22 protein-coding genes and 2 tRNA genes are annotated in these 24192 nt (G+C 40.2%); 9 read left to right on the top strand and 15 right to left on the bottom strand.

Features of this window, described 5'->3' with window-relative positions; all coding sequences use genetic code 11:
* Window positions 1–9: 9 nt before the first annotated feature.
* Window positions 10–1041, bottom strand: a complete 1032-nt coding sequence (locus ABS766_RS13885) for a LacI family DNA-binding transcriptional regulator (RefSeq protein WP_408085794.1) — start codon at window positions 1039–1041, stop codon at window positions 10–12.
* Between the two features lie 418 nt (window positions 1042–1459).
* Between ABS766_RS13885 and ABS766_RS13880 the strand changes: the two genes are divergently transcribed.
* Complete coding sequence (locus ABS766_RS13880) at window positions 1460–2203, top strand: ferritin-like domain-containing protein (RefSeq protein WP_408085793.1); 744 nt, start codon at window positions 1460–1462, stop codon at window positions 2201–2203.
* A 25-nt stretch (window positions 2204–2228) separates the two neighbouring features.
* On the top strand, window positions 2229–3035 hold the full coding sequence (locus tag ABS766_RS13875; protein ID WP_408085792.1) for a ferritin-like domain-containing protein: 807 nt from the start codon (window positions 2229–2231) through the stop codon (window positions 3033–3035).
* Between the two features lie 60 nt (window positions 3036–3095).
* Here ABS766_RS13875 and ABS766_RS13870 read toward each other — a convergent pair whose 3' ends face one another.
* Together ABS766_RS13870 and ABS766_RS13865 are read right to left on the bottom strand one after the other, a co-directional pair.
* The gene (locus ABS766_RS13870) at window positions 3096–4235 is read right to left on the bottom strand and encodes a metallophosphoesterase family protein (RefSeq protein ID WP_408085791.1); all 1140 of its coding nucleotides are present in this window, start codon (window positions 4233–4235) and stop codon (window positions 3096–3098) included.
* A gap of 118 nt (window positions 4236–4353) precedes the next feature.
* Complete coding sequence (locus ABS766_RS13865) at window positions 4354–5718, bottom strand: RtcB family protein (protein WP_408085790.1); 1365 nt, start codon at window positions 5716–5718, stop codon at window positions 4354–4356.
* A 178-nt stretch (window positions 5719–5896) separates the two neighbouring features.
* Here ABS766_RS13865 and ABS766_RS13860 point away from each other — a divergent pair, with 178 nt between their 5' ends.
* Window positions 5897–6910, top strand: a complete 1014-nt coding sequence (locus tag ABS766_RS13860) for a helix-turn-helix transcriptional regulator (protein WP_408085789.1) — start codon at window positions 5897–5899, stop codon at window positions 6908–6910.
* A gap of 24 nt (window positions 6911–6934) precedes the next feature.
* Here the strand turns inward: ABS766_RS13860 and ABS766_RS13855 are convergent, their stop codons facing one another.
* Window positions 6935–8644 carry a S41 family peptidase gene (locus tag ABS766_RS13855; protein ID WP_408085788.1) on the bottom strand — a complete coding sequence of 570 codons (1710 nt, stop codon included), beginning with the start codon at window positions 8642–8644 and terminating at the stop codon, window positions 6935–6937.
* Window positions 8645–8807: 163 nt separating this feature from the next.
* Window positions 8808–8889 (bottom strand) — tRNA-Leu (locus tag ABS766_RS13850).
* A 145-nt stretch (window positions 8890–9034) separates the two neighbouring features.
* Here ABS766_RS13850 and ABS766_RS13845 point away from each other — a divergent pair.
* From ABS766_RS13845 to ABS766_RS13820, 6 genes are all read left to right on the top strand, one after another.
* The gene (locus tag ABS766_RS13845; protein WP_408085787.1) at window positions 9035–10426 is read left to right on the top strand and encodes a dipeptidase; all 1392 of its coding nucleotides are present in this window, start codon (window positions 9035–9037) and stop codon (window positions 10424–10426) included.
* 156 nt (window positions 10427–10582) lie between these two features.
* Entirely contained in the window at window positions 10583–10954 is a 372-nt protein-coding gene (locus tag ABS766_RS13840) for a BlaI/MecI/CopY family transcriptional regulator (protein WP_408085786.1), read from the top strand.
* A 29-nt stretch (window positions 10955–10983) separates the two neighbouring features.
* Window positions 10984–12813 carry a M56 family metallopeptidase gene (locus tag ABS766_RS13835; RefSeq protein ID WP_408085785.1) on the top strand — a complete coding sequence of 610 codons (1830 nt, stop codon included), beginning with the start codon at window positions 10984–10986 and terminating at the stop codon, window positions 12811–12813.
* Between the two features lie 20 nt (window positions 12814–12833).
* Complete coding sequence (locus ABS766_RS13830) at window positions 12834–14555, top strand: M56 family metallopeptidase (RefSeq protein ID WP_408085784.1); 1722 nt, start codon at window positions 12834–12836, stop codon at window positions 14553–14555.
* 127 nt (window positions 14556–14682) lie between these two features.
* Window positions 14683–15783 carry a DUF4407 domain-containing protein gene (locus ABS766_RS13825; RefSeq protein WP_408085783.1) on the top strand — a complete coding sequence of 367 codons (1101 nt, stop codon included), beginning with the start codon at window positions 14683–14685 and terminating at the stop codon, window positions 15781–15783.
* Between the two features lie 103 nt (window positions 15784–15886).
* Window positions 15887–16423: a hypothetical protein gene (locus ABS766_RS13820; RefSeq protein ID WP_408085782.1), complete on the top strand. Its 537-nt coding sequence runs from the start codon at window positions 15887–15889 to the stop codon at window positions 16421–16423.
* 8 nt (window positions 16424–16431) lie between these two features.
* On the opposite strand, the gene ABS766_RS13815 is transcribed toward ABS766_RS13820, so the two are convergent.
* The 10 genes from ABS766_RS13815 to ABS766_RS13770 all read right to left on the bottom strand — a co-directional run bounded on the left by ABS766_RS13815 (window position 16432) and on the right by ABS766_RS13770 (window position 24163).
* Entirely contained in the window at window positions 16432–16794 is a 363-nt protein-coding gene (locus ABS766_RS13815; RefSeq protein ID WP_408085781.1) for an MmcQ/YjbR family DNA-binding protein, read from the bottom strand.
* Window positions 16795–16855: 61 nt separating this feature from the next.
* On the bottom strand, window positions 16856–17209 hold the full coding sequence (locus tag ABS766_RS13810; RefSeq protein ID WP_408085780.1) for a DUF4260 domain-containing protein: 354 nt from the start codon (window positions 17207–17209) through the stop codon (window positions 16856–16858).
* Between the two features lie 105 nt (window positions 17210–17314).
* Window positions 17315–18079, bottom strand: coding sequence for a cyclase family protein (locus ABS766_RS13805; protein WP_408085779.1), 765 nt, complete (start codon window positions 18077–18079; stop codon window positions 17315–17317).
* A 15-nt stretch (window positions 18080–18094) separates the two neighbouring features.
* Window positions 18095–19228, bottom strand: coding sequence for a radical SAM family heme chaperone HemW (gene hemW / locus ABS766_RS13800; protein ID WP_408085778.1), 1134 nt, complete (start codon window positions 19226–19228; stop codon window positions 18095–18097).
* Window positions 19229–19259: 31 nt separating this feature from the next.
* Complete coding sequence (locus ABS766_RS13795; protein ID WP_408085777.1) at window positions 19260–19592, bottom strand: cupin domain-containing protein; 333 nt, start codon at window positions 19590–19592, stop codon at window positions 19260–19262.
* A gap of 7 nt (window positions 19593–19599) precedes the next feature.
* Entirely contained in the window at window positions 19600–21768 is a 2169-nt protein-coding gene (locus ABS766_RS13790; protein ID WP_408085776.1) for a heparinase II/III domain-containing protein, read from the bottom strand.
* Between the two features lie 12 nt (window positions 21769–21780).
* A complete protein-coding gene (gene ruvC / locus ABS766_RS13785) occupies window positions 21781–22332 on the bottom strand; it encodes a crossover junction endodeoxyribonuclease RuvC (protein WP_408085811.1) in 552 nt (183 codons plus the stop codon).
* A gap of 47 nt (window positions 22333–22379) precedes the next feature.
* Window positions 22380–22856 carry a hypothetical protein gene (locus ABS766_RS13780; RefSeq protein ID WP_408085775.1) on the bottom strand — a complete coding sequence of 159 codons (477 nt, stop codon included), beginning with the start codon at window positions 22854–22856 and terminating at the stop codon, window positions 22380–22382.
* 220 nt (window positions 22857–23076) lie between these two features.
* Window positions 23077–23150, bottom strand: a tRNA-Asp gene (locus ABS766_RS13775).
* Between the two features lie 86 nt (window positions 23151–23236).
* Entirely contained in the window at window positions 23237–24163 is a 927-nt protein-coding gene (locus tag ABS766_RS13770; RefSeq protein WP_408085774.1) for a DUF58 domain-containing protein, read from the bottom strand.
* Window positions 24164–24192: the final 29 nt, after the last annotated feature.

Genomic DNA, 24192 nt, shown 5'->3' with positions numbered 1-24192 from the left:
AATATATACTTATAATTTTTTAGTGGAATCCCGCTGGCGCAGTTCGGTTTTAATAATGCGGGTTTCATACTCCTGTTTTTCATGGTCTTTAGATTCCAGCCTGTCTATAAGCATCTGGGCAGCAGCCTCGCCAATTTCAGGACCGTGCTGGCTTACTGTGCTCAGGCTTGGGGTAAGCCTGCGAGACCATACACCATCTGCAAAGCCTATAATTTGTAAATCGCCGGGTATTTTAATACCCGCTTTCATTGCCGCCTTATGTGCCATTACAGAAGCTGTTTCTTCCAGGGCAAAAACGCCGTCTATTTTTTTACGCTTTACATCAAAAAACCCGGGAAATTTTTCATTAAATTCTTCTGTGCTTTCAGTGCGTAGTATAAGATCGTCTTTAACTTTTATACCGTTTTGCTTAAGGGCATGCAGATAGCCATCGGCACGCAACTGGCCTACACTCAGGTTATCAATATTGCTAAGCAGTGCAATATTTTTACAGCCGGTTTTTATCAGGTGGTTTACGGCATGCACGGCAGAGTCAAAATCATCTACAATAACTTTATCACAGTTTACCTCTTCGCTTATCCTGTCAAACATTACTATGGGCAGGTCATCTGCCATGGCTTCCTTAAAATGTTTAAACTCACCTTCTTTCTGGGTTTCATCACTTATAGAAAGTATAAAGCCATCTATGGTGCCGTTGCTAAGCATTTCCATAGTATGAATTTCTTTTTTTAATGACTCGTTACTTATGCAGGTAATTACATTATACCCACGCTCATTGGCTGCCTTTTCTATTCCGCTGAATACTTTAGCAAAAAAAGGGTTGAGTATATTAGGTATAATTACCCCAATGGTTTTACTGCGTTTGCTTTTAAGGTTTACTGCAATATTATTGGGCTTATAATTTTTAAGCCTCGCAAACTCCTGCACCTTTATCTTAGTAGGTTCACTAATTTCCGGGCTGTTGCTTAATGCTTTAGATACCGTAGAAACGGAAACATTAAGTTCCTTTGCTATCTGCTTCAGTGTGGCTTTTTGTCTCATATTTCTTAAAATTATAAGGTAAAAATACACGAAAATCTTCGAAAAAATCAAAAACTGTTAATAAAAATAAAATTATTTCAACCAAAACCAATTTAAACTGCTATAAACTAAAAAAATGGCTGTAATGCACTAAAAAACGTTTCCGTAATTAGTTAAACTTATTGTAAAGTTTACATTAATAACCCGTTATCAAGCAAAGCATACCTGTAATCCTTAATCTATCTTTTAACACCTGAATATAAACGTATTGCACTTTGAAATGTTTTGAATGAATTTACTAAAAAAATGTTAATAGTAATTTTTTTTATGTAATGGTTAAAAACCTTTAACAAAAAAGCGCCGTATATAATGATAATTTTGAGCATCTCGCAAAAAAGGGATGCCACACCTACAAATTAATAACCTTAAATTTTACATTATGAAAAAGACTAAAGTAAATGTAAGCCCTGTTGGCCTGACCGACAGGAGGCGTTTTTTAAAAATCAGCGGGCTTACACTTGCCGGCACAGGCCTGTTGCTTGCAGGCTGTAACAATGATGATGACAGCAACCCTATGCCTGTTGAAAACCAATTGCCAGGCATAAAAAACGGCACTTACGATTTAGGTGGTGGCGACTTAGGCATATTGACCTATGCTTATGCCCTTGAACAGCTTGAGGCCGACTTTTACACACGCGTTGTAAACTCTGCCACATTTGGTTCTACATTTAACAGCGAAGAACAAACCGTACTGGAAGACCTGTACAAGCATGAAGTGATACACAGGGAGTTTTTCCGTACGGCGCTAACAGGTGCCCTTGCAGGTACCGAAGGTATGATATTGCCAGACCTTGAATTTAACTACAGCAATGTAAACTTTAGCAGCAGGCAAAATGTGCTTGAAACCGCTATGGCGTTAGAAGACACAGGTGTTAGTGCCTATAACGGTGCAGGGCAGTATATACAAACTCCCGATTATCTGGTAATTGCAGGTAAAATTGTTTCGGTTGAGGCAAGGCATGCTTCTGCAATAAGGGATTTACTTAACCCCGGATCTGCTGATTTTGCCAATACGGCAGACGGTAATGGACTGGACCCTGCACAGGATCCATCAGTAATAATACCGGCAGTAAAAAGCCTGGACTTTATACAGACTGATTTTACTGCAATGTACTTACCTTAATCTTTAACACTTAAATCGAATAATTATGAATATCATAAAATTTATAGAACAGTTTACCAATGAAGGTATTATAAAAAACCTGGACGGTAAAACATCAAGAAGGGAAAGCTTTAGCCAGTTTGGCAAAATAGGTGCAGGCGCTGCCCTGGCTGCCGTACCGTTTAGCACCTTGTTTACACAAAAAGCAAATGCACGCACCACAGCAGCTTTTTCATCTGTTGACAACACTCCTACAGAGGCACTGCAACTTGCATTAACACTGGAGTACCTGGAAGATGAGTTTTACCAGAAAGCTCTTGATACTAACGGACTTATACCGGCATCTGACCAAACGGTAATTGCCCTGATAAGCCAGCATGAAAATGCCCACGTTGAGTTTTTAAAATCGGCGCTTGGCGAAGCTAATACCCCTGCAAAACCAACTTTTGATTTTACGGTTGGTGGTACTTTTGACACATTTGACAATTATGAAACATTTTTAGCACTTGCCCAGGCTTTTGAAGATACCGGTGTACGTGCTTATAAAGGCCAGGCAGGAAACCTGATGTCTGAAAGTGGGTTGCTTAAAGCTGCCCTGCAGATACACAGTGTTGAGGCAAGGCACGCTTCTGAAATACGCAGGATGCGCGGCCTTAAAGGCTGGATTACCGAAAACAACCGTGGCACAGGTATGCCTGCGGCTACACAGGATGTTTATAACGGCGAAGAAAACACCATCCAGGCAGGATATAATGCCGCTACTGAATTTGGATCGGCAGCAGGTACACAAGCCTTTGATGAGATTTTAACCGGAGACCAGGCAACCAGTATTGCCAGCATTTTTATTGTATAAAAATTTAAGGTTGGATTAGTTAAGTTACAGTCCGCAGGATTTAATCCTGCGGACTGTTTTTTATTTGAATACATATTTAAAGCTATCCATTTTAATGGCGTTGCTTTCGCCATCACCCGGTACAATATAATACTCGCCTGTAAGGGCAACGCCCGTTGCCGTACGCTCCAGTGTAATTTTAAGGAAGCCATGCTTCATTACGAGATAGCTTTCCAAATTTACATTATGTAGCAATGCATTATCAGGGCTGTATTGTGGGTCGCCTACCGTTACCAGGTCGTGCAACTCATCAAACCCGCCGGCCCCGCTCACCACAAAAGGCAGAATTTTTCCATCATCATAGGCTTTATTAAAACGCTGGTAATTATGCACATGCCCGCTAAAAATAATATCAGGGCGCACACCGCTTTCGGTAAAAGCTTCTTCTAAAAAAGTTATCATCTCCAGGCTCGAACCATGGTTTTCATCTGCCGAATACGGCGCATGGTGGATGGTTACAATAATACATTTTCCGGGACGCTCTTTATTGGCCCTTTTTAATTCTTCTATAAACCAGTTACGCTGCTCCGCACCTATATAACCATATTTGGGCACATTGCTGTGTAGCCCTATAATATTAGCGAGGGGTGTTTTTAATGTCCAGTAAATATTGGGCTGCACCATGCTTTTTCTTTCGCTGGCGTTGTTAAAGGGTATAGTGCAGCGTTCTGCATTGCAAAACACAGTGGTAAAGGCATCCAGGCTGTTATAGGGTGGCACGGCAGGGTTAACATCAGTATCATGGTTACCCGCAATGGCAAAAACAGGGTTAGTATATCCCGCATAAGGCTTAAAAAACTGCCTGTTATAATGCTGGGCTTCACCAAAGTGATACACTACATCGCCTAAATGATATAAAAAAGCGGGTTGCTCACCGGCATCCGTTCCGGAAACCTGTCGGCACATTTGTTCCGCTACTTTTTGCTGCCCGTGAGGATAACGCATACCCCCGGTATCGCCCACCATGTGGAAGCTGAATTTATGCCGGGGCAAATCCACAATTTTTTCTGCCTCCAAATGATATGGATATTCTCCTGAGGGTAACGGAAGCGGTTGTATTTTATAACTATCGTCAGGCTGATTAAGTTTTACTATGGGCTGGTTGTATTTTTTATCTGTAGGTATACTCATAAAAGGGGTAGTAATAACAAGCAATTTCATCTAAGCTGCAAGATAAAAACTGTAGGGTGAATTATTACAATATCTTTTACTAAATAACTAATAATTAATATTACCCTGCAAAGTGTGACACTCTCTGCCCAGTTATAATATTATTTTACTATTTCCTCCTTTTGTTCTTCCAGGGGGCATTTTTTTGCCAGTCGCCCGCCATAATACAGCCATAAGGCAATACCTCATCAATTACTTTTCCCAAACCATATTCTTCCATCTGCTTCCTTACCGTTTCAGCACTTTTATAGGCGCTCGGTAACTCGGTAATATCAATCTCGTTAGAAAAAAAACGCACATCAAGCCCCTGCGTTTCCAATTCAAAAATTTCCTCAAACGTTCCGGTTTTACTTTTCCTGTGCTGAGTACGGCTCATGTTCCTGCCCGCGCCGTGCGGGGCAAAACCAAGGTTGTCTTCTGTGGTTTCTCCTTCTACAATCAACACCGGTTCAGACATGTTTAAAGGGATGAGCCTCGGACCCGTAATATCCGGCATAAATTTTTTGTCTAATGGCGTGGCGCCTTTGGCATGGTAAAACAAATCGCCGTCTTTAAACACAAAGTTATGCTCGTTCCAATACCTGTTTTGTTTATCTATCCCTAATTTTTCAAGCGTAGCGTCATGAAGGCACTCATGGTTCTTTTTTGTCCATTTACGCACAATCTGCAAAGCTTCCCAATATTGCTGTCCCTCTTCGGTATCAAAAGGAATCCAGGCATTCTGTTTTAAGGTTTCAGGTGATAATTCCCTCCTGAAACGCTCTGCCACTTTCATACCCTTATCAAATAAATTTGCCCCGAAGCCCCTGCTGCCATGGTGTGTAACCATCATGGTATTGCCGGTATTTTTGGAGATACCCACAAATAAAAAGTGGTTGCCATCGCCCTGCGTACCTAAATGCGACCTTGCAGCCGAAATACATTTCTGGTCTCTTAAAAAGTAATTGGCCTCAATCTCTGCAAGCAAATCCATAGGGAACCTGAACTGGCTTTCGCGTGAACGCCCGCCGGGTCCAAAATGTGTGATGCTATGTGCGGCATCTAAAACAGCTTTAGGGTCTGCTTTACCAAAATCAGTCAGCATTACAGAGCAGCAGATATCCGCACTATGCATACCCGGGTGTATGGCATTTTTAGCTACTGCCACCCCACCTACCGGAATAGTGCCAATACTACCCGTAGGGCAGGCATCGGGCATTATAGCGCCTTTTACTATAGTAGGCGTCCTCATCAACTCGTTCATCGATGCTACCACGCCAGTAACATTAACTTCCTCCAACTCGTTTTCAGCTTTTATATTCACCGAAAAAGGTATGGCTTCACTATGCAGGTTTATTACAGGTGGCGCTTTATACTGCTCAAGGTAAGCCATTAAGGCTTCGCCTTCCAATTGGTTTGTGTTGATATGTTCTAAGGCATCCTTCATCCATTTTCCGGGCCTGTATCCCATTTCTATGAGTTCGTTTCCTGTCATGTTAATTTTGTTTTCCATTTTTTCTAATCCGTTAGTGGGAGCTCCGCCGGCCCCTCGTCCGGCGGAGCACTACAGTTTAATCTAATAATTGTTTGATTCCGGTACAAATATTTTAACCTGACTGCGCAATGTTTTTGCGCAGTAAAATTTATTTGCTACTTTTCTCAAAAAAATTATCATGGCTGTTAATAAAAATGCGCTGATACGATATAAAACCATAGATAAATGCCTGCAAAACAGCTATAGGGAATGGACTCTGGATGATTTGATTGATGCCTGTTCTGAAGCTTTGTATGAATATGAGGGCCGGGAAATTAATGTGAGCAGGCGTACAATACAGCTTGACATACAGATGATGCGCAGTGATAAACTGGGGTACAATGCCCCTATTGAGGTATATAACAAAAAATTTTACCGTTATGAAGACCCGGACTATTCTATAACCGATATACCGCTGAATGAAAATGACATGCACATACTTACAGAAACAGTTGAAATGCTGAGGCAGTTTAAAGATTTTTCGCTGTTTTCTGAGTTAGGAGGTATTATTCAGAGGCTGGAGGATAAGATATATACCGAAAAAACCAAGCAGTCTGCCATTATACATCTTGACAAAAATGAAAACCTGAAAGGTCTGGAACACCTTGATACGCTTTACCAGGCGATACTCAAAAAGATAGTTTTGCGTGTTACTTACAAATCTTTTAAAGCAAGAAATGCCTCGGAGGCAGTTTTTCACCCGTATATCTTAAAAGAGTTTAATAACCGCTGGTTTTTGGTAGGGAAAATTTCTGAGAAAAAACCGATAGCCACCTTTGCGTTAGACAGGATAGAGAAAGTTGATTATGATTTACGGATACCTTACCTGGACATTAAATTTAACGGTGACGAATATTATAAAAATACCGTAGGCGTAACCGTATTAGGGCAAGAACACTTGCAGGAAATTCACTTAAAAATAGATAAAAGCAATGCGCCTTATGTAATTACCAAACCCCTGCACCATACCCAGGAAATTATAGAGCAGCTACGCGACGGGAAAATTGTGGTGCGGCTATATGTACACCTGAATTATGAACTGGAACGGTTAATTTTAGGTTTTGGCGAATGCATAGAAGTTATTAAGCCCCGGTCATTACGAAGAAATATCAGGAAAAAACTTGAAAATGCTGTTAAGCTATACGCTAAATAAAAATGAGCTATACATGGCAGATGTTTACTTGTTGGTGTTTATTATTGAAAGGCATTTTTCAAGTGCTTCATCTTTTCCGTTCCGTATACCCTTAATAGTCTGGTCAACTTGATAATCAATTTTTATACCGTGCCTTTGTGTTGCCGTAAGATCCGGATAATAAATACCAATACCCGTAAACACCGTTTTTATATTACCGGGGAACCGAAACTCAACCACATTGCCGTCAGATCCGGCTGTCTGGCTCCCTATTACTTTGGTTTTAGGCGATGCCTGTAACGCCATTACTAAAAACTCTGAAGCGCTTTGGATATGCTCATCAACCAATAGATATACATTGCCTTTAAAATAACCTGCATTATCATTCCCAACCGTATAGCCATCTACTATATGCAGCAGCCCGGGGCGGTTGGCATCAGCATAGCTACTGGAAAAAAAAGCAGACGTTTCCGGCAATATAAAGGCCGCCAGGTCTGTAAGTATCCGGGCATCAAACTGGTTTCTTAAATCAAGAATCAGGTTGTCTGCATTTTTAACCGCTTCCATATTCTCATCAAAATTACTGCGTGAAATATAAGTGAGGTCTAAGTACGATGTACCTTGGGGTAGTTTTCTTTCAACTACTTTTTCCATTTCAGCATTCTTATGCTTTTTTTCTGCCTTACTTAATTTTGAGTAATCATTAAGCGATACGTTTACTTGCAGTTTTTTGCCCTCCCGTAAAAGTAACAGTTTCATATTGTCATTAGTACTACTTAAAACATAGGGACATATTATCCTTTGCTCTGAGGGCGGGTTGGCGCCCCTCATCATGGTACGAAAATAATTATACCTTTTGAGTACCGGTTCGCCATCAATTTTTAAAAGTACATCGCCCACCTTTATTTGAGAGTCATCATACATAGTGGTCCTGATTTCTGTTACTATAAAAGTATCTTCAATACGTTTCATCCTGAAATTAGGCACAAAACGACCAAAAAATTTACTGTCAAGATATTGAGAGTACACCATAGAATGGCAATCATACAACTTGCTTGATAACTTCTGTACCGAAATCTGATATGATTTTACATCTTTTGCCTCTTTAAAATCGTTAATATGACTTAGCAGTACCTCATCCCAGTTTTCATCCACATCATTTTTATAGATATAAAAATAATTGATGATATTCCAGTACCGTGCTAACCCAAGCAACCTTATATTCGTTTCAGGATAATTACTATCATCATACTCTTCCTCATTTAAAAATGTAAGATTACCCATGCTGTTATTACTAATAAACATGGTGTTTTCCTCCGTCCTGTTTTCAAATATATAGGTAAGTTTATCTGAAATGGTTTTATTAAAATAGGCCGATGAAAACCAATTATTATCTAAAAGGCAGTAATGTTCTGTTTTATTTTTCTCTTCTTTTTCCTCCGGTATCGGAAAAACAGCAAGGGTAGCTTCTATAAAAGAAACATAATCTGCTTTATTCATTTTGGGCAGCCTGTCAATATTGTTTAAAAAGTAATCATCCCAATCTACATCTGCCCCATCAAAATCAGCATTATATTTTAAAAATCCCCATAATTTAATAAAATAATACGCCTTGCCTAAATCATTAAAATCGTTAAAAGACACGGTATTTATGTACTTTTTATTAATAAAAACCCGGTCAGATTCAGGGTCAACAGGCTTACTTTTAGAACATGATAAAAAAATTACAAGTAAAAAAATAATCGTTTGCTTCATGAGTGGCTGGTTGCATTAAACATACTATTATACTCCTTTTTACAAAGAAGAAAGCATAGCTTTAACTTAAAATACAGCAGATTATTACGTAATATGAAGATATTTTTAATTAAGACAGATAGATTAATAAAAAAAGCCCCTGAAAATCAGAGGCTTTTTATTGTGCGGGTGATAGGACTCGAACCTACACACCGTGAGGCACCAGATCCTAAGTCTGGCGTGTCTACCAATTTCACCACACCCGCAGGGTATAACAAAAATGATGTGTGTTTCATTATTGTGGGTGCAAATATACAACTGTTTTTGAACTTAGCAAGAAATTATATCAAAAAATTTTCTAAATTATTTTTATGTATTTTTGGTTTACAAACTTATAGTTAACACAGATAAATGGACAATATAAAAAGCTATGTCGGGCAGCATAAAGACCGGTTTATAAATGAGCTTATAGAACTACTTAAAACCCCGTCGGTTAGCGCTGACAGTGCTTACTCGCAAGACGTGATGGATACGGCTGATGCTGTTTTGGAAAGCCTTAAAGCAGCTGGTTGCGACAATGTGGAACTTTGTGATACCCCCGGCTACCCTATTGTATACGGAGAAAAAATAATTGACAAAAACCTGCCGACCGTACTGGTATATGGACACTATGATGTACAACCTGCCGACCCGGTAGATTTGTGGGACTCCCCACCCTTTGAGCCGGTAATTAAAAAAACCGAACTACACCCCGAAGGCGCCATATTTGCACGCGGTGCCTGCGATGATAAAGGGCAAATGTATATGCATGTAAAAGCGCTGGAGTATATGGTGCGCAACAATAACCTGCCCTGCAACGTAAAATTTATGATAGAGGGCGAAGAAGAGGTAGGTTCACCCAGCCTGGCCTGGTTTGTAGAGCGTAACCAGGAAAAACTGGCTAATGATGTAATACTTATTTCTGATACCGGGATGATAAGCAATGAGCAGCCCAGCATAACTACAGGGCTACGCGGCCTTAGTTATGTAGAGGTAGAAGTAACAGGGCCAAATCGCGACCTGCATTCTGGCTTATATGGTGGAGCTGTAGCCAACCCTATAAATGTTTTAACCAAAATGATAGCCAGCCTGCATGACGAAAACAACCACATTACCATACCGGGCTTTTATGATAAGGTTGAAGAACTGAGCCGTGAAGAGCGTGATGAAATGGCAAAAGCGCCTTTTTCTCTTGAAGAGTATAAACGTGCACTGAATATAGAAGATGTATATGGCGAAAACGGCTACACCACCAATGAGCGTAACTCCATACGCCCAACGCTTGATGTCAACGGCATTTGGGGCGGTTATACCGGACAGGGCGCCAAAACGGTAATACCCAGCAAAGCATATGCAAAAATATCTATGCGTTTAGTGCCCGCACAGGACTGGCATGAAATTACCGAATTGTTTAGCAAACATTTTACCAGCATTGCACCTAAAGGCGTTACCGTAAAAGTTACACCGCACCACGGCGGGCAGGCTTATGTAACCCCTATAGATAGCGTAGGCTACCAGGCAGCAGCAGCGGCCTATGAAGAAAGCTTTGGCATAAAGCCCATACCCGTACGCAGCGGGGGCAGCATACCTATTGTAGCCCTTTTTGAAAAGGAGCTGAAAAGCAAAACCATAATGATGGGCTTTGGCTTAGACAGCGATGCCATACACTCCCCTAATGAGCATTATGGTATTTTCAACTATCTTAAAGGAATAGAAACCATACCTCTGTTTTATAAATATTTTACAGAGTTATCTAATAAATAGAATATAAAATAAGTATAGTACATTAACCGCCAATTGGCGGTTTTTTTATAGCCAGCAATTACCCAAATGTTAAAATTCAAAAAAAGCATTCTACAAACGTAGAAGTGATTAATTTTTATTCTACATTTGTAGAAATAAATCTAAAGTTGTAGAACAATGCAATTGACCAAAACAGAAGAACAGCTAATGCAATTTTTATGGAAACAGGAAAAAGCATTTATGAAAGACCTGCTGGAGATGTTTGACAACCCAAAGCCGGCACCTTCAACCGTGGCTACGCTTTTAAAGCGCATGGCAGACAAAGGTTTTGTAAGCTATACCGAATATGGTAACTCCCGCGAATATTATCCACTGGTTAAAAAGTCAGACTACTTTTCAAAACAGGTAAACGGCATTATAAAAAGTTTCTTTAATAACTCGGCTGCCCAGTTTGCCTCATTCTTTACCCAGGAGACCAACCTGAGTGAGAAAGAGTTGGAAGAATTAAAAAAAGTGATCGAGACAGAAATTAAAAAGAAACAGCAATGATAGCCTTTTTATTAAAGTCCGTTATAAGTATGGCACTGCTCCTGGGCCTTTATTATACTGTTTTAGAGCGGGAAAAAATGCACCGTTTTAACAGGTTTTATTTGTTAGCAGCCCTGGTAACTTCTTTAGTTTTACCGTTTATTGCTATCCCGGTGTACGTAGCCGCCGCACCCGGTCAGGTACAGGCAATTATACAGGAGCCCTTACAGGAAATAAATCAGGTACAACTGCAGGAAAGCCCACAGCCTGTAGTTGCACAGCCAACAAACTACATTGCGTATGCAATTTGGACTGTATATGCTATCATTACCGCGTTGCTGGCTGTGCGCTTTATAGCGAATATAAGGAAACTGCTGCTTTTAAAAAGTAATAATAAAAACATAGCTTATAGCAATGCAACGCTTGTTCTTGTAAATGCTGACATAAGGCCTTATACTTTTTTGGCAAACATATACATTAATAAAAAGGACTATAAAAACCGCCTTATAGAGCCTGAACTTTTTACCCATGAATTGGCACATGTGCAACAGGGGCATACACTGGATATTTTATTTATAGAAACGCTTAAAGTCCTGTTCTGGTTTAACCCGTTGCTTTACTTATATAAAAGGGCCATACAGCTGAACCATGAATTTTTAGCCGATGAAAACACCATACAAAAGCTTGACCTTAACATACCTGCCTATCAACAGTTATTGCTAAGCAAAGCCATACCGGCAAACTCATTTGCACTGGCCAGCAGCATCAACTTTAGTTTAACTAAAAAAAGATTTACCATGATGACCAAAACCACCTCTAAAAGTAAAAGTGTTGTATTAAAAGTAGCCATATTGCCTGCGCTGGCACTGCTTATATATACCATAAGTGCTGAAACTGTTGCCAAGCAACCGGAGTGGCAACAAGTGCAAAACGGCACGGCTTTAAAAGACTCAACCGAATTTAAATACCAAAGAGATTTATATTACAGTAATGTACAGATACTTATAAATGACAAAGCAAACGGCATTTATATAAACAAGCCTTTTGAAAAACTTACCGAAAATGAAAAATGGCGTTATTCATTCAGCTTGCCAGATAAAAAATATCAACCCAAAATGGTACCTGCTACAGAATTTGAAAAGTTTACCGATAAACAACTGTATTACATTACTATAGACGGCAACCCTGCAGATAATGCTACCTTAGCAAAATATACCCGGAGTGACTTTGTAAACTATACGGTATATATAAAAGCCGAAGAAATGCTGACCGAAGAACGCCCGCAAAAGTTTGAATATTATTTGGAAACTGCTCCATATTTTAAAAACAAGCATCCTAAAGAAACATGGGGCCATTACCCAGGCAGTATTTTTGAATTAAACATAACCAAAATATATAAAGACGGTAAAGTTATAGCGCCTGCCCCGGATAAAACCCCGGTTACAGAAGGAGAGTATTTTAAAGGCGTAAGGTTTATTGAATATGATAAAGAAGGCGGAAAAATTATCCTGGATAAGCTTTATGAAGAATTGACACCGGAAGATAAAAAGCGTTTTATGCCCATGATGTTTATACCAAAACCCCCGGTAAAACAATCGCCCACCGCTACAGAGATAAAAGACTTTCTTAATGCTGAAAAGTATGCGATATGGATTGACGGAAAAAATGTGCCAAACAGTGAACTTAAAAACTACAGCCGTACCAATATAGCTTATTTTACAGGCTCTGTAATACTAAAACATGCCCGTACCAAAAAGCATCCTCAGCCCTTTCAGTACTGGTTTTATACCCATAAATATTTTGATGCCCACAAAATGGGCGAAGTAAAAAGGCATTACGGGGGAGATACTATAACTATGTGGTTAAACAAAGCTCAATAAAGTAACCTAAATCCAGCATCATGATTCCATTCCTATTAAAATCTACTGCCGCATTGGCTATATTTATAGGTATCTATTACCTAATGCTTGAACGGGAAAAAATGCACCGCTTTAACAGGTTTTATCTGTTGGGTACCCTGGTTTTCTCTTTTATACTGCCTTTTATCAGCATACCCATATATACCGAGGCAATTATTCAACCTGCGGAAATGTTTATACAGCAGGAAATCACAATCCAGCCACAGCCGGCACCACAAGCAGAAACAAATTATGTTGCTTACTTTTTATGGGGGCTGTATGGAGTAGTTACCTTTTTACTGGCAGTGCGCTTTGTATTTAATATAGTGCAATTTAGCAAGATTAAAAAACAAAACCCTACTACTAAACATAAGGGTGCAACACTTGTACTTATGGATAAGCCTGTAATGCCCTATACTTTTTTAGGCTGCATTTACATAAATAAGCAAGAGTATGAAAGCCGCCTGATAGAGCCAGAGCTTTTTACACATGAAATGGTCCATGTAAAGCAACTCCATACACTTGACATACTATTTATAGAAACTTTAAAGACCATTTTCTGGTTTAACCCGCTGTTGTATATCTATAAAAAGGCTGTACGCCTTAACCATGAATTTTTAGCTGACGAAAACACCATTAACCAATTTCAAAACATACTAACGTACCAAAAACTGCTGCTGGATAAAGCACTGCCAACTAACCAATATGCTTTGGCCAGTAGTATTAATTTCAGTTTAACCAAAAAAAGATTCATTATGATGAATAAAACCACCTCGCGTACTAAAGCTATTGCTTTAAAAACAATGCTTGTACCTGTTTTTGCAGTACTTACAGGCCTTTTATGCACTGAAGAAGTTGCTGCACAGCAACCTGATATTAACGCTATACCGGCAGACAAAGTAATTGCCATTGCTACAGAACCGGCAACACAAGCACAAATAGATTCGTTACGCAGGGCATACCCCGGCAAATATACAGAACCGGTAAGCCATTATTCTCACACCAAAGTAAAATATGAAAACGATAACGGAAAAGAAGTAACTGCATATTATTTTATAGATAATGGCGCGAAAGAACAAGCCGAATTTTCACCCGGATTTGCAAATGCTTTGCAAAATATACCGCCCGAAAGCATAGAATCTATAACCGTAGACCCAGCTACAGCGCGTGAAATGGATTCACTAAAAGCCAACCATAAAACTCTGGCCGGCTTTGACGCAAACGGCAGTTATGCTAAAATGACGGTTACTTATACTGATAAAGACGGCACAGTACATATAGCAAAAGATTTTGTAAAAAGAACAGCGAAGGTTGCCCCTAAGCCTGCCTCATTCACGGCAAAAGATTTAAGTGTGCAGGAAACCAATACATACAGCCCGGCGGGTATGGACAAGCAACCGGAATTTCCGGGTGGCATGGCCGAATTTTATAAGTATGTAAATAAAAATTTCAACATACCGCAGATTGAGCAGGATTTAAAAGCACGCATATTTATCTCTTTTATTATAGAAAAAGATGGAAGTATGTCGGATATCAGAGCTGTAAAAGACCCCGGATATGGTTTGGGGGACGAAGCCGTAAGAGTTTTAAAATCTTTAGATGTAAAATGGATACCCGGCGAAATAAAAGGTGAAAAAGTACGGGCTGATTATAAACTACCAATAGTTATTAATATAACCGGAACCGCAGAAAAAGAGCCGGCAGAAAAAGAAAATAAACAATAAGTACAATCCGCCCACTGTGGCGGATTTTTTTTATTTTAAAAACTAACATATCAGCCGCTTATAACAATCTAAACAAAAAACGCGTTATATTTGTTTACATCAAATCATCATCAAAAAACAAATCATTATGCTAAAGCGTTTTTTTATTACCTGCTCCGGTGCAGACAAAACCATAATTTATTCCTGCTCTAACGGAGAACAAAACAAATATGCCGGCATTGGCGCTACTGTATTTTTTACCGCCCTACTGGCGTGGATTGCCGCCGGATATGCCCTGTACACGGTTTTTGACAATGTATATATAGCTGGTTTTTTTGGCTTTATATGGGGGCTGCTTATTTTTAACCTGGACCGTTTTATTGTTTCTACCATACGCAAGCGCGATGTGTTTGGCCGTGAGCTTTTGCAGGCTACACCGCGTATAATACTGGCTGTTATTATTGCGATAGTAATATCAAAACCGTTGGAAATTAAAATTTTTCAAAAGGAAATTAATGCAGTATTGCTGAAAGAGAAAAACGAAATGGCCATTGCCAACAAGAAGCAGGTAGCTGATTTTTACAGTGGCGATATGCAAAAGAATAAAACGCAGACCGACAGCCTGAAATCTGAAATTGCCCAAAAAGAAAAAGAAGTAAATGAACTGTATAAAACCTACATTACCGAAGCCGAAGGTACTGCCGGAACCAAAAAAATGGGAAAAGGCCCGGTATATGCAGAAAAGCGCATAAAGCACGATGCCGCGTTGCAAGAGTTACAGGCTTTACGTAAACAGAATGAGGCTAAAATAGCTGCAAATGATTCTGTTGCCAAAACATTGCAGGCGGGCTTAAATAAAAAAGTGGCCGACACTCAGCCGGTTATTGATGGTTTTGACGGTTTGATGGCACGCATCAATGCGCTGGATAAGCTGCCATTTTTGCCATCGCTGTTTATCATGCTGTTGTTTTTAGCTATCGAAACTTCGCCCATAATAGCCAAACTGCTTTCGCCTAAGGGAGAATACGACTTTAAACTTGAAGATGCCGAAGCAGCCGTACGGGTAAACCTGGCACAAAACAACTACCAGCGCGAATTAATGCGTACTACCGATGCCGGTATATATGACGATGTATATGCTGAAATACGTACGGACCGCGAATTGCATAATTACAAGAAGCAAAAAGCCATTGAAATGCTACAGATGCAGGCCGATAAATTTGCCGAAAAGCAAAAAAGCGTGATGTAGTTTAAATGCATGACGCTATTCTCATTATAGTTTCAGGTTCGGTTGAAAAACTTTAATTACCACATCTATAAGTAGTTAAAATTATAAAACACTATAATAAAAAATGAATTCAAACCATATAGTCGTTAAAAACATTAACGAGGATGATTTACAAAATATTTTAATGAATATAGCTAATTTATATTCAGATACAGAATATGTAGATGGTATTCAACTTTATAGAGAAAAGCAAAAATATGATTCATTTTTAATACTATTCACTAATCAACCGGACTTTGAAAGATTCAATTATTTCACTAATTACATTAAATATCCGGAAGGGTATGAAAACTTATCTCATTCTGTAAGAGGCTTTTTTAAGGTTTCTGATGTTAGAAAGCAATATGATTTTAATGTTGGAGAGTGGCTTATGGTTTATGTTTCAAAAAATGATAAAGAGTATGATAATGTAAATATTGTTAATTGTGAGAATAAAACTTATCTATTTGATTTCGGCGGAAAAATTAAAAAACTGAATGTTATTGAAGAATCATACAAGCTAATACCTATCGATATAAACAGTTTTCATCATATAATTGACATTATTCCGGGCAAAGTAGCTGGAAGAATGGAAACAAAACCCTGGTGGAAATTCTGGTAAAAATTATTTTATGCAGTTATTTCAGCCTGAAGTTTTTTGGTAAGGCTGGCGAATATTAAATCATACGAGTGTTTAATTAGTTCCCTGATTACTTTATCGGGTACATCTTCGTTTACTTTAACGGTGTTCCAGTGTTGCTTGTTCATGTGGTAACCGGGTTTGATGCCCTCATACTCACCACGTAATTCTAACGCCCTGTCCGGGTCACACTTTAAGTTTGCTGAAGGTGTACCCTGCTCCCACCCTGCCAATGAGGAAAGGGCAAACATTTTGTTGCCTACTTTAAACACAAGTGTATCCTCATCAAACGGAAAATGCTCTGTAATGCCTTTTAAAGAGAGACAGAAGTCATAATAATCCTGTATTGTCATTTTAGTTTACAGTTTACGGTTAAAAGTTTACAGTTTTGGTTGTTAGGAAATTTAAAATAAACTACTTAACACCAATTTCGCCAAGGTGGGTAAATTTAAAGCCTTTTTCATATTTAAGTCCGTAGCCAAACAGCCTGTCCATACAGGAGTGCGAAAACAGCATTACGCCTGCAAGTTGTACCCACGGTAACGCAAGGTAAATCCCGGCAAGGTACACGGCAACAGCTACACCTTTATGGTGCGCAAAATTATACGCCCAGGCACCTGTTTTGTTACCTGCCAGGTAACCCACCATAGACAAATCCGGTGCCAGGATGAGTACCAAAAACCAGCACCAGGCAAACGGCAACAAGCTAAACAGGTAAATACCTAAAATAAGCATAGCAGCTTCTTCAAGCTGTAGGAGTGTTTTCATTTTTTTTAAATTTCAAAGTAGCAGGGTAACAAAGCAACAAAGTCTATTATCAATTATCTATCATCTCTCTGTCTCAACAATAATTTAAAATTTATAATTCATCATTTAAAATAAATTATAGAGCACCGGCTTACTTGGTGCAGCATCATTATCAAACGGGGCAATTTGTAAATTAAGTATATAACTGCCATCTGCAATAGTATCCGGTACAAATACCATTTCGGTTATTGTAGCAGTAAAACGGGCATCAGCGTTTACATTCTGCACATCAGTTACATTCCAGAAGGCTTTATGGGCTAATAGCTTCCCGCCGTCTTCCTCCCTGTCTACACTGGGCAGATCTACCAACAGGTGTTCTATACCACATTCCCTTATAAAAGTTGCCGCAGCTTCTTCAATGTAAGGAGGGTTGGTATTGCTGTAATTTTTATGTTTTTTATCACCCGTATTGGGCAGGGTACGAATAAGTAATGCTTCCGGCTTCTTGCCGTTAAGCGCAGCTTTAACCTGTTGCTGTGTAATAATAAAATCGCCGTTTTGCGCTTCGGGAATAATAGAAACTACCTCAGCCGTAAAAAAGAACTTTTTCAGCAGGCGGTTAACGCTATAGAAATCTTTAGTGATGTGCCCCAGGCATTCGGTATGGGTACCGTGCGCATGGGGGTTAAACGCTATATTATTAAAGTTGGTCGAACTGCCTTCGGAAACCTGCCCTACCCAATCGCCTGCCGTTACCGGACTTATTTTCGGCTGCCCCAGGTACCATGCTATGGGGTTATGCCCATCGCCTGTAAGGGGCAACGAAACATCAAACGGTTCGGCTAAATTTATTTTATACGATGCGTTGTTGGCTTCTATAACTGCAATCATGTTTACTACGTGGATTCAATCCAAAGTTACAAAAAACAAATCGCTGGCGATACCATCTGCCAGGAACTTTCCTGCCCGTGTGGTGGTGAGGATATTATTCTCAAAGTTGAGCAGCCCCTGTGCAACAAACGGGGTAGCTTCTTTCAACAAATAGTCTGAATATTTAACTCCAAAATCATCTTTTACCCGTTTGGCATCTACACCCCAAATGGTGCGCAGGCCTGTCATTACATACTCGTTGTAACGGTTGGCTATGCTGAGCTCTTCTGTTTCCCTGGGTAACTTATCTTCTGCAAGGGCTTTTAGGTACAATGCATTATTTGCCACATTCCAGCTGCGGTGGGTACCGTTATAACTGTGTGCCGAGGGGCCAATGCCAATGTATTTTTTACCGAGCCAATAGGCCGTATTATTTTTACTGAAATACCCCAGCTTGCCAAAGTTGGAAAGTTCATAATGTACAAAACCCTCCTGCCCCAGCCTGTCGGCCAAGAGCAAAAACTGTTCATGGGCTACGGCATCACTTGGCGCTGCAATAATGCCCTTTTGCACCATAGTATTAAGCGCTGTTTTCGGTTCAACCGTAAGGGCGTAACTGGATATGTGCGGGATGCCGAAAGCCAGTGCTTTTTCTACATTTTGCAGCCATCTATTGTTACTCATACCGGGTATGCCGTAAATAAGGTCGAGCGTGATGTTATCAAAATATTTTACCGCTTCGGTAAGGCAGGCTTCTGCCTGTTGGGCATTGTGGGCACGGTTCATGAGTTTTAAATCTTCCTCAAAAAAAGACTGTACGCCAATGCTTAACCTGTTTACCGGACTATGGGATAACTGGGCTATCCGATTGGCGGAAAGGTCGTCTGGGTTGGCTTCAAGCGTTATTTCCGGGTTTTCAATAACCGTATGGTTTTGATACACGGCATCTACCAGCAGGTTTACCTGTTCGTTACTCAGTACCGATGGTGTACCCCCGCCAAAGTAAATGGTTTCTACAACCTCACCGTTTAGCTCATTTTTACGCAGGGCTATTTCCCGCGCAAGCATTTCCATCATTTCATCTTTCTTTTTCATCGAAGTAGAAAAGTGGAAATCGCAGTAATGGCACGCCTGCCTGCAAAATGGTATGTGTATGTAAATGCCCGCCATAGGGGGCAAAGGTACAATCTTTTGTGTTTGCCTAGATAAAGTCTTCGCGGTGCGGATTAAAAACATCTATAAGTACACCTGCTGTAAGGCATACCACACCATGAATAAGGTTAGGTTGAACAAAAAAGCAATCGCCTGCGTTAAGCACCTGCTTTTTGCCGTCAATCTCCGCTTCAAATGATCCCGATGCCACATAGCTTGCCTGTGTGTGCGGATGGCTGTGCAGCGCACCCACTGCACCGGTTTCAAAAGCTACTTTTACCATCATCAATCCATTATTATAACCTGTAATCTGGCGTTTAACACCCTCACCTACCATTTGCCAGCCGTTATTTTTTTCTATAAAAAAAGCATTGTTTTCCATTGATTGATTACTTTTCTATGAATGTGTAATTGCCCTTCCATGTAATGGTATCTCCTGCTATATTTACTCTGTGCTGACTACTACCTGCCTGTTTGCTATTGGCAAAGGCAAGTGTATATGTTTTACCATAACTAAAAGAAACAGAAACTATAGTATAATCTTTATCGTGATACAACAATTTGAGTGTTTTAACAGCCGAATGCGAATTTTCTACCAGTTCCGGTACTGCATCAAAACTGCCGTGCGGTTCTATAATACTCACAAATGTTTTATCAGTTGCATTTTTCTCCCGAAGTAAAAAGCCGTCTTCATTCCGAAGGTTAAACTCTGTATCGTTAGCGCCCACTTTTGTAAAAATAAGTTCAGAATTGCTATCGGTAAGCGTGTTGATGGTATAAAATGTTTCGTTGTTTAGCCAGGTAAGCTGCGAGAAACTATCAGCGACTTTACCTTCGGCTACCTTCCAGAGGTATTCATACCCAAATGTGCTGCCAAGCGGTTTTAGATCTGTTTGGTAATTATATTTAAAATTGGTTTCCATTACCTGACCATTGTACCTATAATTCAGGTCATACTGGTGTGGGGTATCGGCTTTTACATCAAAAATATCTATTATAAAGGGATTTTCACCTTTAATAAGCGCTACAGTACGCTGCATTCTAACGCCAGTATAAGCAGCAGTGTCCCGAGCACTTATAATTTCAATATTATCCTTGTCAATATCCGCAAAAATTTGTTCCGGGCTGTGCTCCTCCCCTTTATGCCAGTCGCCATTGTAGTGTGATGTTTCATCTATTATCAGCGTACTATGGGCAATGCTTTGGTGGGCATAGGTTTCATTTTCCTTAATGTATTTGCCACCCCCTTTGGCCTCTATGTTGATGAAGCGCACTGCACCGTAATCAGGCAGGATTTCATGCCCTTTGTGGTAGAGCTGAATTCCAAGCCGGTCGAAATGCCCGTGGTTCATACCCTGTGAGGAATATTTAAAAATAAGCGATACCTTGTTAACCGAATCACGCATCAGGGCAAGCCCGCCACTTGTACCGTTTGGGCCATCACTAATAATTTTTGACACCCGGTCATAGGGCTTATTGTAATTTTCGGCTGCCATAGCAGCGGCAAACCCTGCACTGGTAAGGGTTACTACGCCCTGTTTTTTTATAATGGGGAGGAGGGTATTGTCTTTATAATTTTTATAGGCAATATCAGCCGCAGCTATAAGCTCTTCACTGGTAATGTCTTTTTCTTTGAGGGCATCATTAAACGGAATAATGCGCCCTACATCATCCGTCATCTGGAACATGGTAGTTACGGCTTTGCCCAAAAGCCCGTTGCGGTACTGAAAAATACGCAGTTCCGGCTGGTTGTTTTCTATGGCCTGTGCAAAAAGCATAAAAGGCTGCAGGGCATAACGCTCATAATAGGCACCCTCGCTATAATAACCATCGGGGGAGAAAAGCGCATCAAGCTGTTTTAAAAACCCGGTCTTTTTATCTTTTGCAGAGCCGTACAGGGCACGCTCTACCATATCGTTATCGTGCAGCACATAACCCGTCATACCTACAGCAGCAAGCGCCCAGGTGCCGTGATTGTGTATCATATTAAACATTTTTAGCCCACCTTCACTCTCGCTGATAAATTTTGCCATGCTGCGGAACACATCACGCTCTATAGCCTTCCTGTTTTTTGGGGCTATGTTTTCTTTAACCAAATCATATGCCTGAATGCTGTGCACTACCCAAACATAATCGTTAAGGCTTTGCCAGAACAGTTTACCGGCAAACTGGTTTTTTGGCGCATACGGGTGTATGGGCAGCTTTGGGTACATGGCAGCATACTTTAGCAGCATTTCTTCTACAAATTTGCTATAAGCTACATTGTCTGTAAGCCGCCATAGTACTGCTGCAGCATACATATCGCGGTAGTTTTGCTTGTGCTTTGCATGGGTATATCCACCGCCATTATCTACCGGGAGCGGCACGTCTATAGGGTTGGTAAGGGCGTAATCTGCAGTTTGTTTCAGCTCTTGAAAAGAGTTATCAAGTAAGGTAACATCATCAAGGTGACGTTTTATGTTTTCAATATCACTATCAGAAAGCAGCAGTACAGGTTGTTGCTGTGCATAGAAAACGGTGGTAAGGATAAGGAAAAAAAATAAGCTTTTAATTTTCATTACGGGGAGCTACTATTTTATGCGGTTTTGGTTTTGCTTTACAAAAGCATCCCAGCCGGAATAGCTTTTGCCCGCCAGGGTTTTACCGGAATTAAAAAAGTGGCATACGGCAGCCGCAAGCCCATCGGTACTATCCAGGTTTTTTGGCAGCTCTTTAAGGCCTAATAGCTGTTGCAGCATTTTGGCTACCTGCTCTTTACTGGCATTACCATTACCGGTTATGGCCATTTTGATTTTTTTGGGTTCATACTCTGTAACAGGTATCTGGCGTGAGAGGCCTGCCGCCATAGCAACACCCTGTGCCCGCCCCAGTTTGAGCATGCTCTGCACATTCTTTCCAAAAAAAGGAGCCTCAATAGCTATTTCACCCGGATGGTGGGTATCTATAAGCTCTATGGTACGCTCAAAAATAAGTTTCAGCTTCAGGTAGTGATCATCATACTTGCTTAACTGCAATTCGTTTAACTGGATAAACTGCATGTTTTTATTCACTACCCTAATAAGCCCGAAGCCCATAATGGTAGTACCGGGGTCTATGCCTAATATAATACGTTCCTGTGCCAAAGTATAGAAATTGAAATGCAGCATACCTGCCTCACAAAGCTACACAATTATTGTTCTACATCAAGGATAACCGGAAGTATAAACTGTGTTTTAACGGGTACGCCCTCTTTTTGGGCCGGCTCTATGGGTGGAAAATTTACAAGGCGTGACTTGAGTAAACTATCAATTTTTGAGGTGTTGTATTTGAGGCTGTCATTACTGAACTTTGGCGAAAAGCTGAGTGTGGCATCCGGATAAATAGTAACCTCTACGGCAATAGTGTCAATTTCAGGATAGAGTATGGCTAAGGTATCGGTATCCAGCTTTTGCTGTATAAGTTGTGCCATTGTGGTAAAAAAGCACTCTTTTTTTCGTTTTTTATCAGAAATAGAGTCACACTCTGGCAACGAAGGGTAATCGCTGACTTTACTAAGGTCTAACTGCTCTAGGCGCTGCTTTAGCAATTCATCTTTATCGGGCACCTGTTTATCTGAAAATTTACAGGAACTAAAAAGTATCAGCAGTAAAAAAGGGATTATCCTCATTAATAAAACGTTGCTTGTTTTTATAATTCAAAAATAATGAAATTATTATCAGGGAGCAGCATAAATCAAAAAAGCCCTCCAACTAAATGGAAAGCTTTTCATTGGTCTAACTACTAAACCTACCGCTTGCGCGGTATAAACAACACAACTATTGTAAATATTTTTAAAATATTTTTGGCGAAAAAAGCCCCTCGTTACCGAGAGGCTTCCTTGCTTTAAGCGGTCTGGACGGGACTCGAACCCGCGACCCCATGCGTGACAGGCATGTATTCTAACCAACTGAACTACCAAACCAGTGCTTTATTGCGGTTGCAAATATACAACACATTTTCATTTCTCCAAATCTTTTTTCGCCTATTGCGCTGTTTTTTTTGACCCTTTTATCCAAACTTTTGTTTTTCAGCAAGGTATGTCATTAAAATTTTTTCAAAATTTTCATCTACAGATACAGGCACATACTTAATTTTATACTGAAGGCAGGTTTCGGCCACTTTTTTAAAATAGCTATCTACAGCCTTTTCATATACCTCCTTTACATTTTCGGCAAAAAGGTTTACTTCTTCGCCACTTTCCACATCAATAAATTTGCGAGGGGCGTTATCAAAATCAAAACTTAACTCGGTTTTTTTATCAATAACATGAAACAACACTACCTTATGCTTATTGTGTTTTAAATGCTGCAGGGCATTAAAAAGGGCATCATCATCACCGGGCTGAAACATATCGGTAAATAAAATAATCATGCTACGCCGATGCATTTTTTGCGCTATCTGGTGCAAAAATGTAGTAGTATCTGTTTTATGGGGTGTTTTGGGTGTTGCCAACACGCCTTCAAGCTTATCTAAGAGCATGCGGTGGTGCCTGCCGCTGCCTTTTTCGGGCGCATAATATTCGTATGTATCACTATAAATGCTCAACCCTACGGCATCGCGCTGGCGTTTAAGCAAATCCATCAACACAGCAGAGGCCAGTACCGAAAAGCCTATTTTGTTTTTATAAAACGGCTGCCCCGATGCAAGCTCAGGATAATGCATGCTGGAAGAATTATCAATAATAAGGTGGCACCGCAAATTGGTTTCTTCTTCATAGCGTTTGGTATATAACCTGTCGGTACGCGCATACAGCTTCCAGTCTATGGCTTTGGTGTTATCTCCGGCACTGTATACCTTATGCTCGGCAAACTCGGCTGAGAAGCCATGAAACGGACTTTTATGCATGCCGGATATAAACCCTTCCACTACCTGGTTTGCCAGTAACTCCAGGTTTGAGAATGCTGATATTTTTTCTCTTTGCAATTCTAAGTTCATATCTCAAATGTAGCGAAAAAAGTATGCCA

This window comes from Flavobacterium rhizosphaerae, assembly GCF_046000445.1.
Lineage (GTDB): Bacteria > Bacteroidota > Bacteroidia > Flavobacteriales > Flavobacteriaceae > Flavobacterium > Flavobacterium rhizosphaerae.
This window is presented reverse-complemented; position numbering and strand designations above follow the sequence as displayed.

Bases quoted from the DNA above. Each gene is read 5' to 3' on its own strand.
- ABS766_RS13870 (WP_408085791.1), bottom strand. From the start codon at position 4,235: ATGAAATTGCTTGTTATTACTACCCCTTTTATGAGTATACCTACAGAT.
- ABS766_RS13790 (WP_408085776.1), bottom strand. From the start codon at position 21,768: ATGAAAATTAAAAGCTTATTTTTTTTCCTTATCCTTACCACCGTTTTC.
- ABS766_RS13865 (WP_408085790.1), bottom strand. From the start codon at position 5,718: ATGACAGGAAACGAACTCATAGAAATGGGATACAGGCCCGGAAAATGG.
- ABS766_RS13795 (WP_408085777.1), bottom strand. From the start codon at position 19,592: ATGGAAAACAATGCTTTTTTTATAGAAAAAAATAACGGCTGGCAAATG.
- ABS766_RS13885 (WP_408085794.1), bottom strand. From the start codon at position 1,041: ATGAGACAAAAAGCCACACTGAAGCAGATAGCAAAGGAACTTAATGTT.
- ABS766_RS13810 (WP_408085780.1), bottom strand. From the start codon at position 17,209: ATGAAAACACTCCTACAGCTTGAAGAAGCTGCTATGCTTATTTTAGGT.
- ABS766_RS13860 (WP_408085789.1), top strand. From the start codon at position 5,897: ATGGCTGTTAATAAAAATGCGCTGATACGATATAAAACCATAGATAAA.
- ABS766_RS13875 (WP_408085792.1), top strand. From the start codon at position 2,229: ATGAATATCATAAAATTTATAGAACAGTTTACCAATGAAGGTATTATA.
- ABS766_RS13835 (WP_408085785.1), top strand. From the start codon at position 10,984: ATGGCACTGCTCCTGGGCCTTTATTATACTGTTTTAGAGCGGGAAAAA.
- hemW (WP_408085778.1), bottom strand. From the start codon at position 19,228: ATGGCGGGCATTTACATACACATACCATTTTGCAGGCAGGCGTGCCAT.
- ABS766_RS13770 (WP_408085774.1), bottom strand. From the start codon at position 24,163: ATGAACTTAGAATTGCAAAGAGAAAAAATATCAGCATTCTCAAACCTG.
- ABS766_RS13845 (WP_408085787.1), top strand. From the start codon at position 9,035: ATGGACAATATAAAAAGCTATGTCGGGCAGCATAAAGACCGGTTTATA.
- ABS766_RS13830 (WP_408085784.1), top strand. From the start codon at position 12,834: ATGATTCCATTCCTATTAAAATCTACTGCCGCATTGGCTATATTTATA.
- ABS766_RS13825 (WP_408085783.1), top strand. From the start codon at position 14,683: ATGCTAAAGCGTTTTTTTATTACCTGCTCCGGTGCAGACAAAACCATA.
- ABS766_RS13840 (WP_408085786.1), top strand. From the start codon at position 10,583: ATGCAATTGACCAAAACAGAAGAACAGCTAATGCAATTTTTATGGAAA.
- ABS766_RS13780 (WP_408085775.1), bottom strand. From the start codon at position 22,856: ATGAGGATAATCCCTTTTTTACTGCTGATACTTTTTAGTTCCTGTAAA.
- ABS766_RS13855 (WP_408085788.1), bottom strand. From the start codon at position 8,644: ATGAAGCAAACGATTATTTTTTTACTTGTAATTTTTTTATCATGTTCT.
- ABS766_RS13815 (WP_408085781.1), bottom strand. From the start codon at position 16,794: ATGACAATACAGGATTATTATGACTTCTGTCTCTCTTTAAAAGGCATT.
- ABS766_RS13805 (WP_408085779.1), bottom strand. From the start codon at position 18,079: ATGATTGCAGTTATAGAAGCCAACAACGCATCGTATAAAATAAATTTA.
- ABS766_RS13880 (WP_408085793.1), top strand. From the start codon at position 1,460: ATGAAAAAGACTAAAGTAAATGTAAGCCCTGTTGGCCTGACCGACAGG.
- ABS766_RS13820 (WP_408085782.1), top strand. From the start codon at position 15,887: ATGAATTCAAACCATATAGTCGTTAAAAACATTAACGAGGATGATTTA.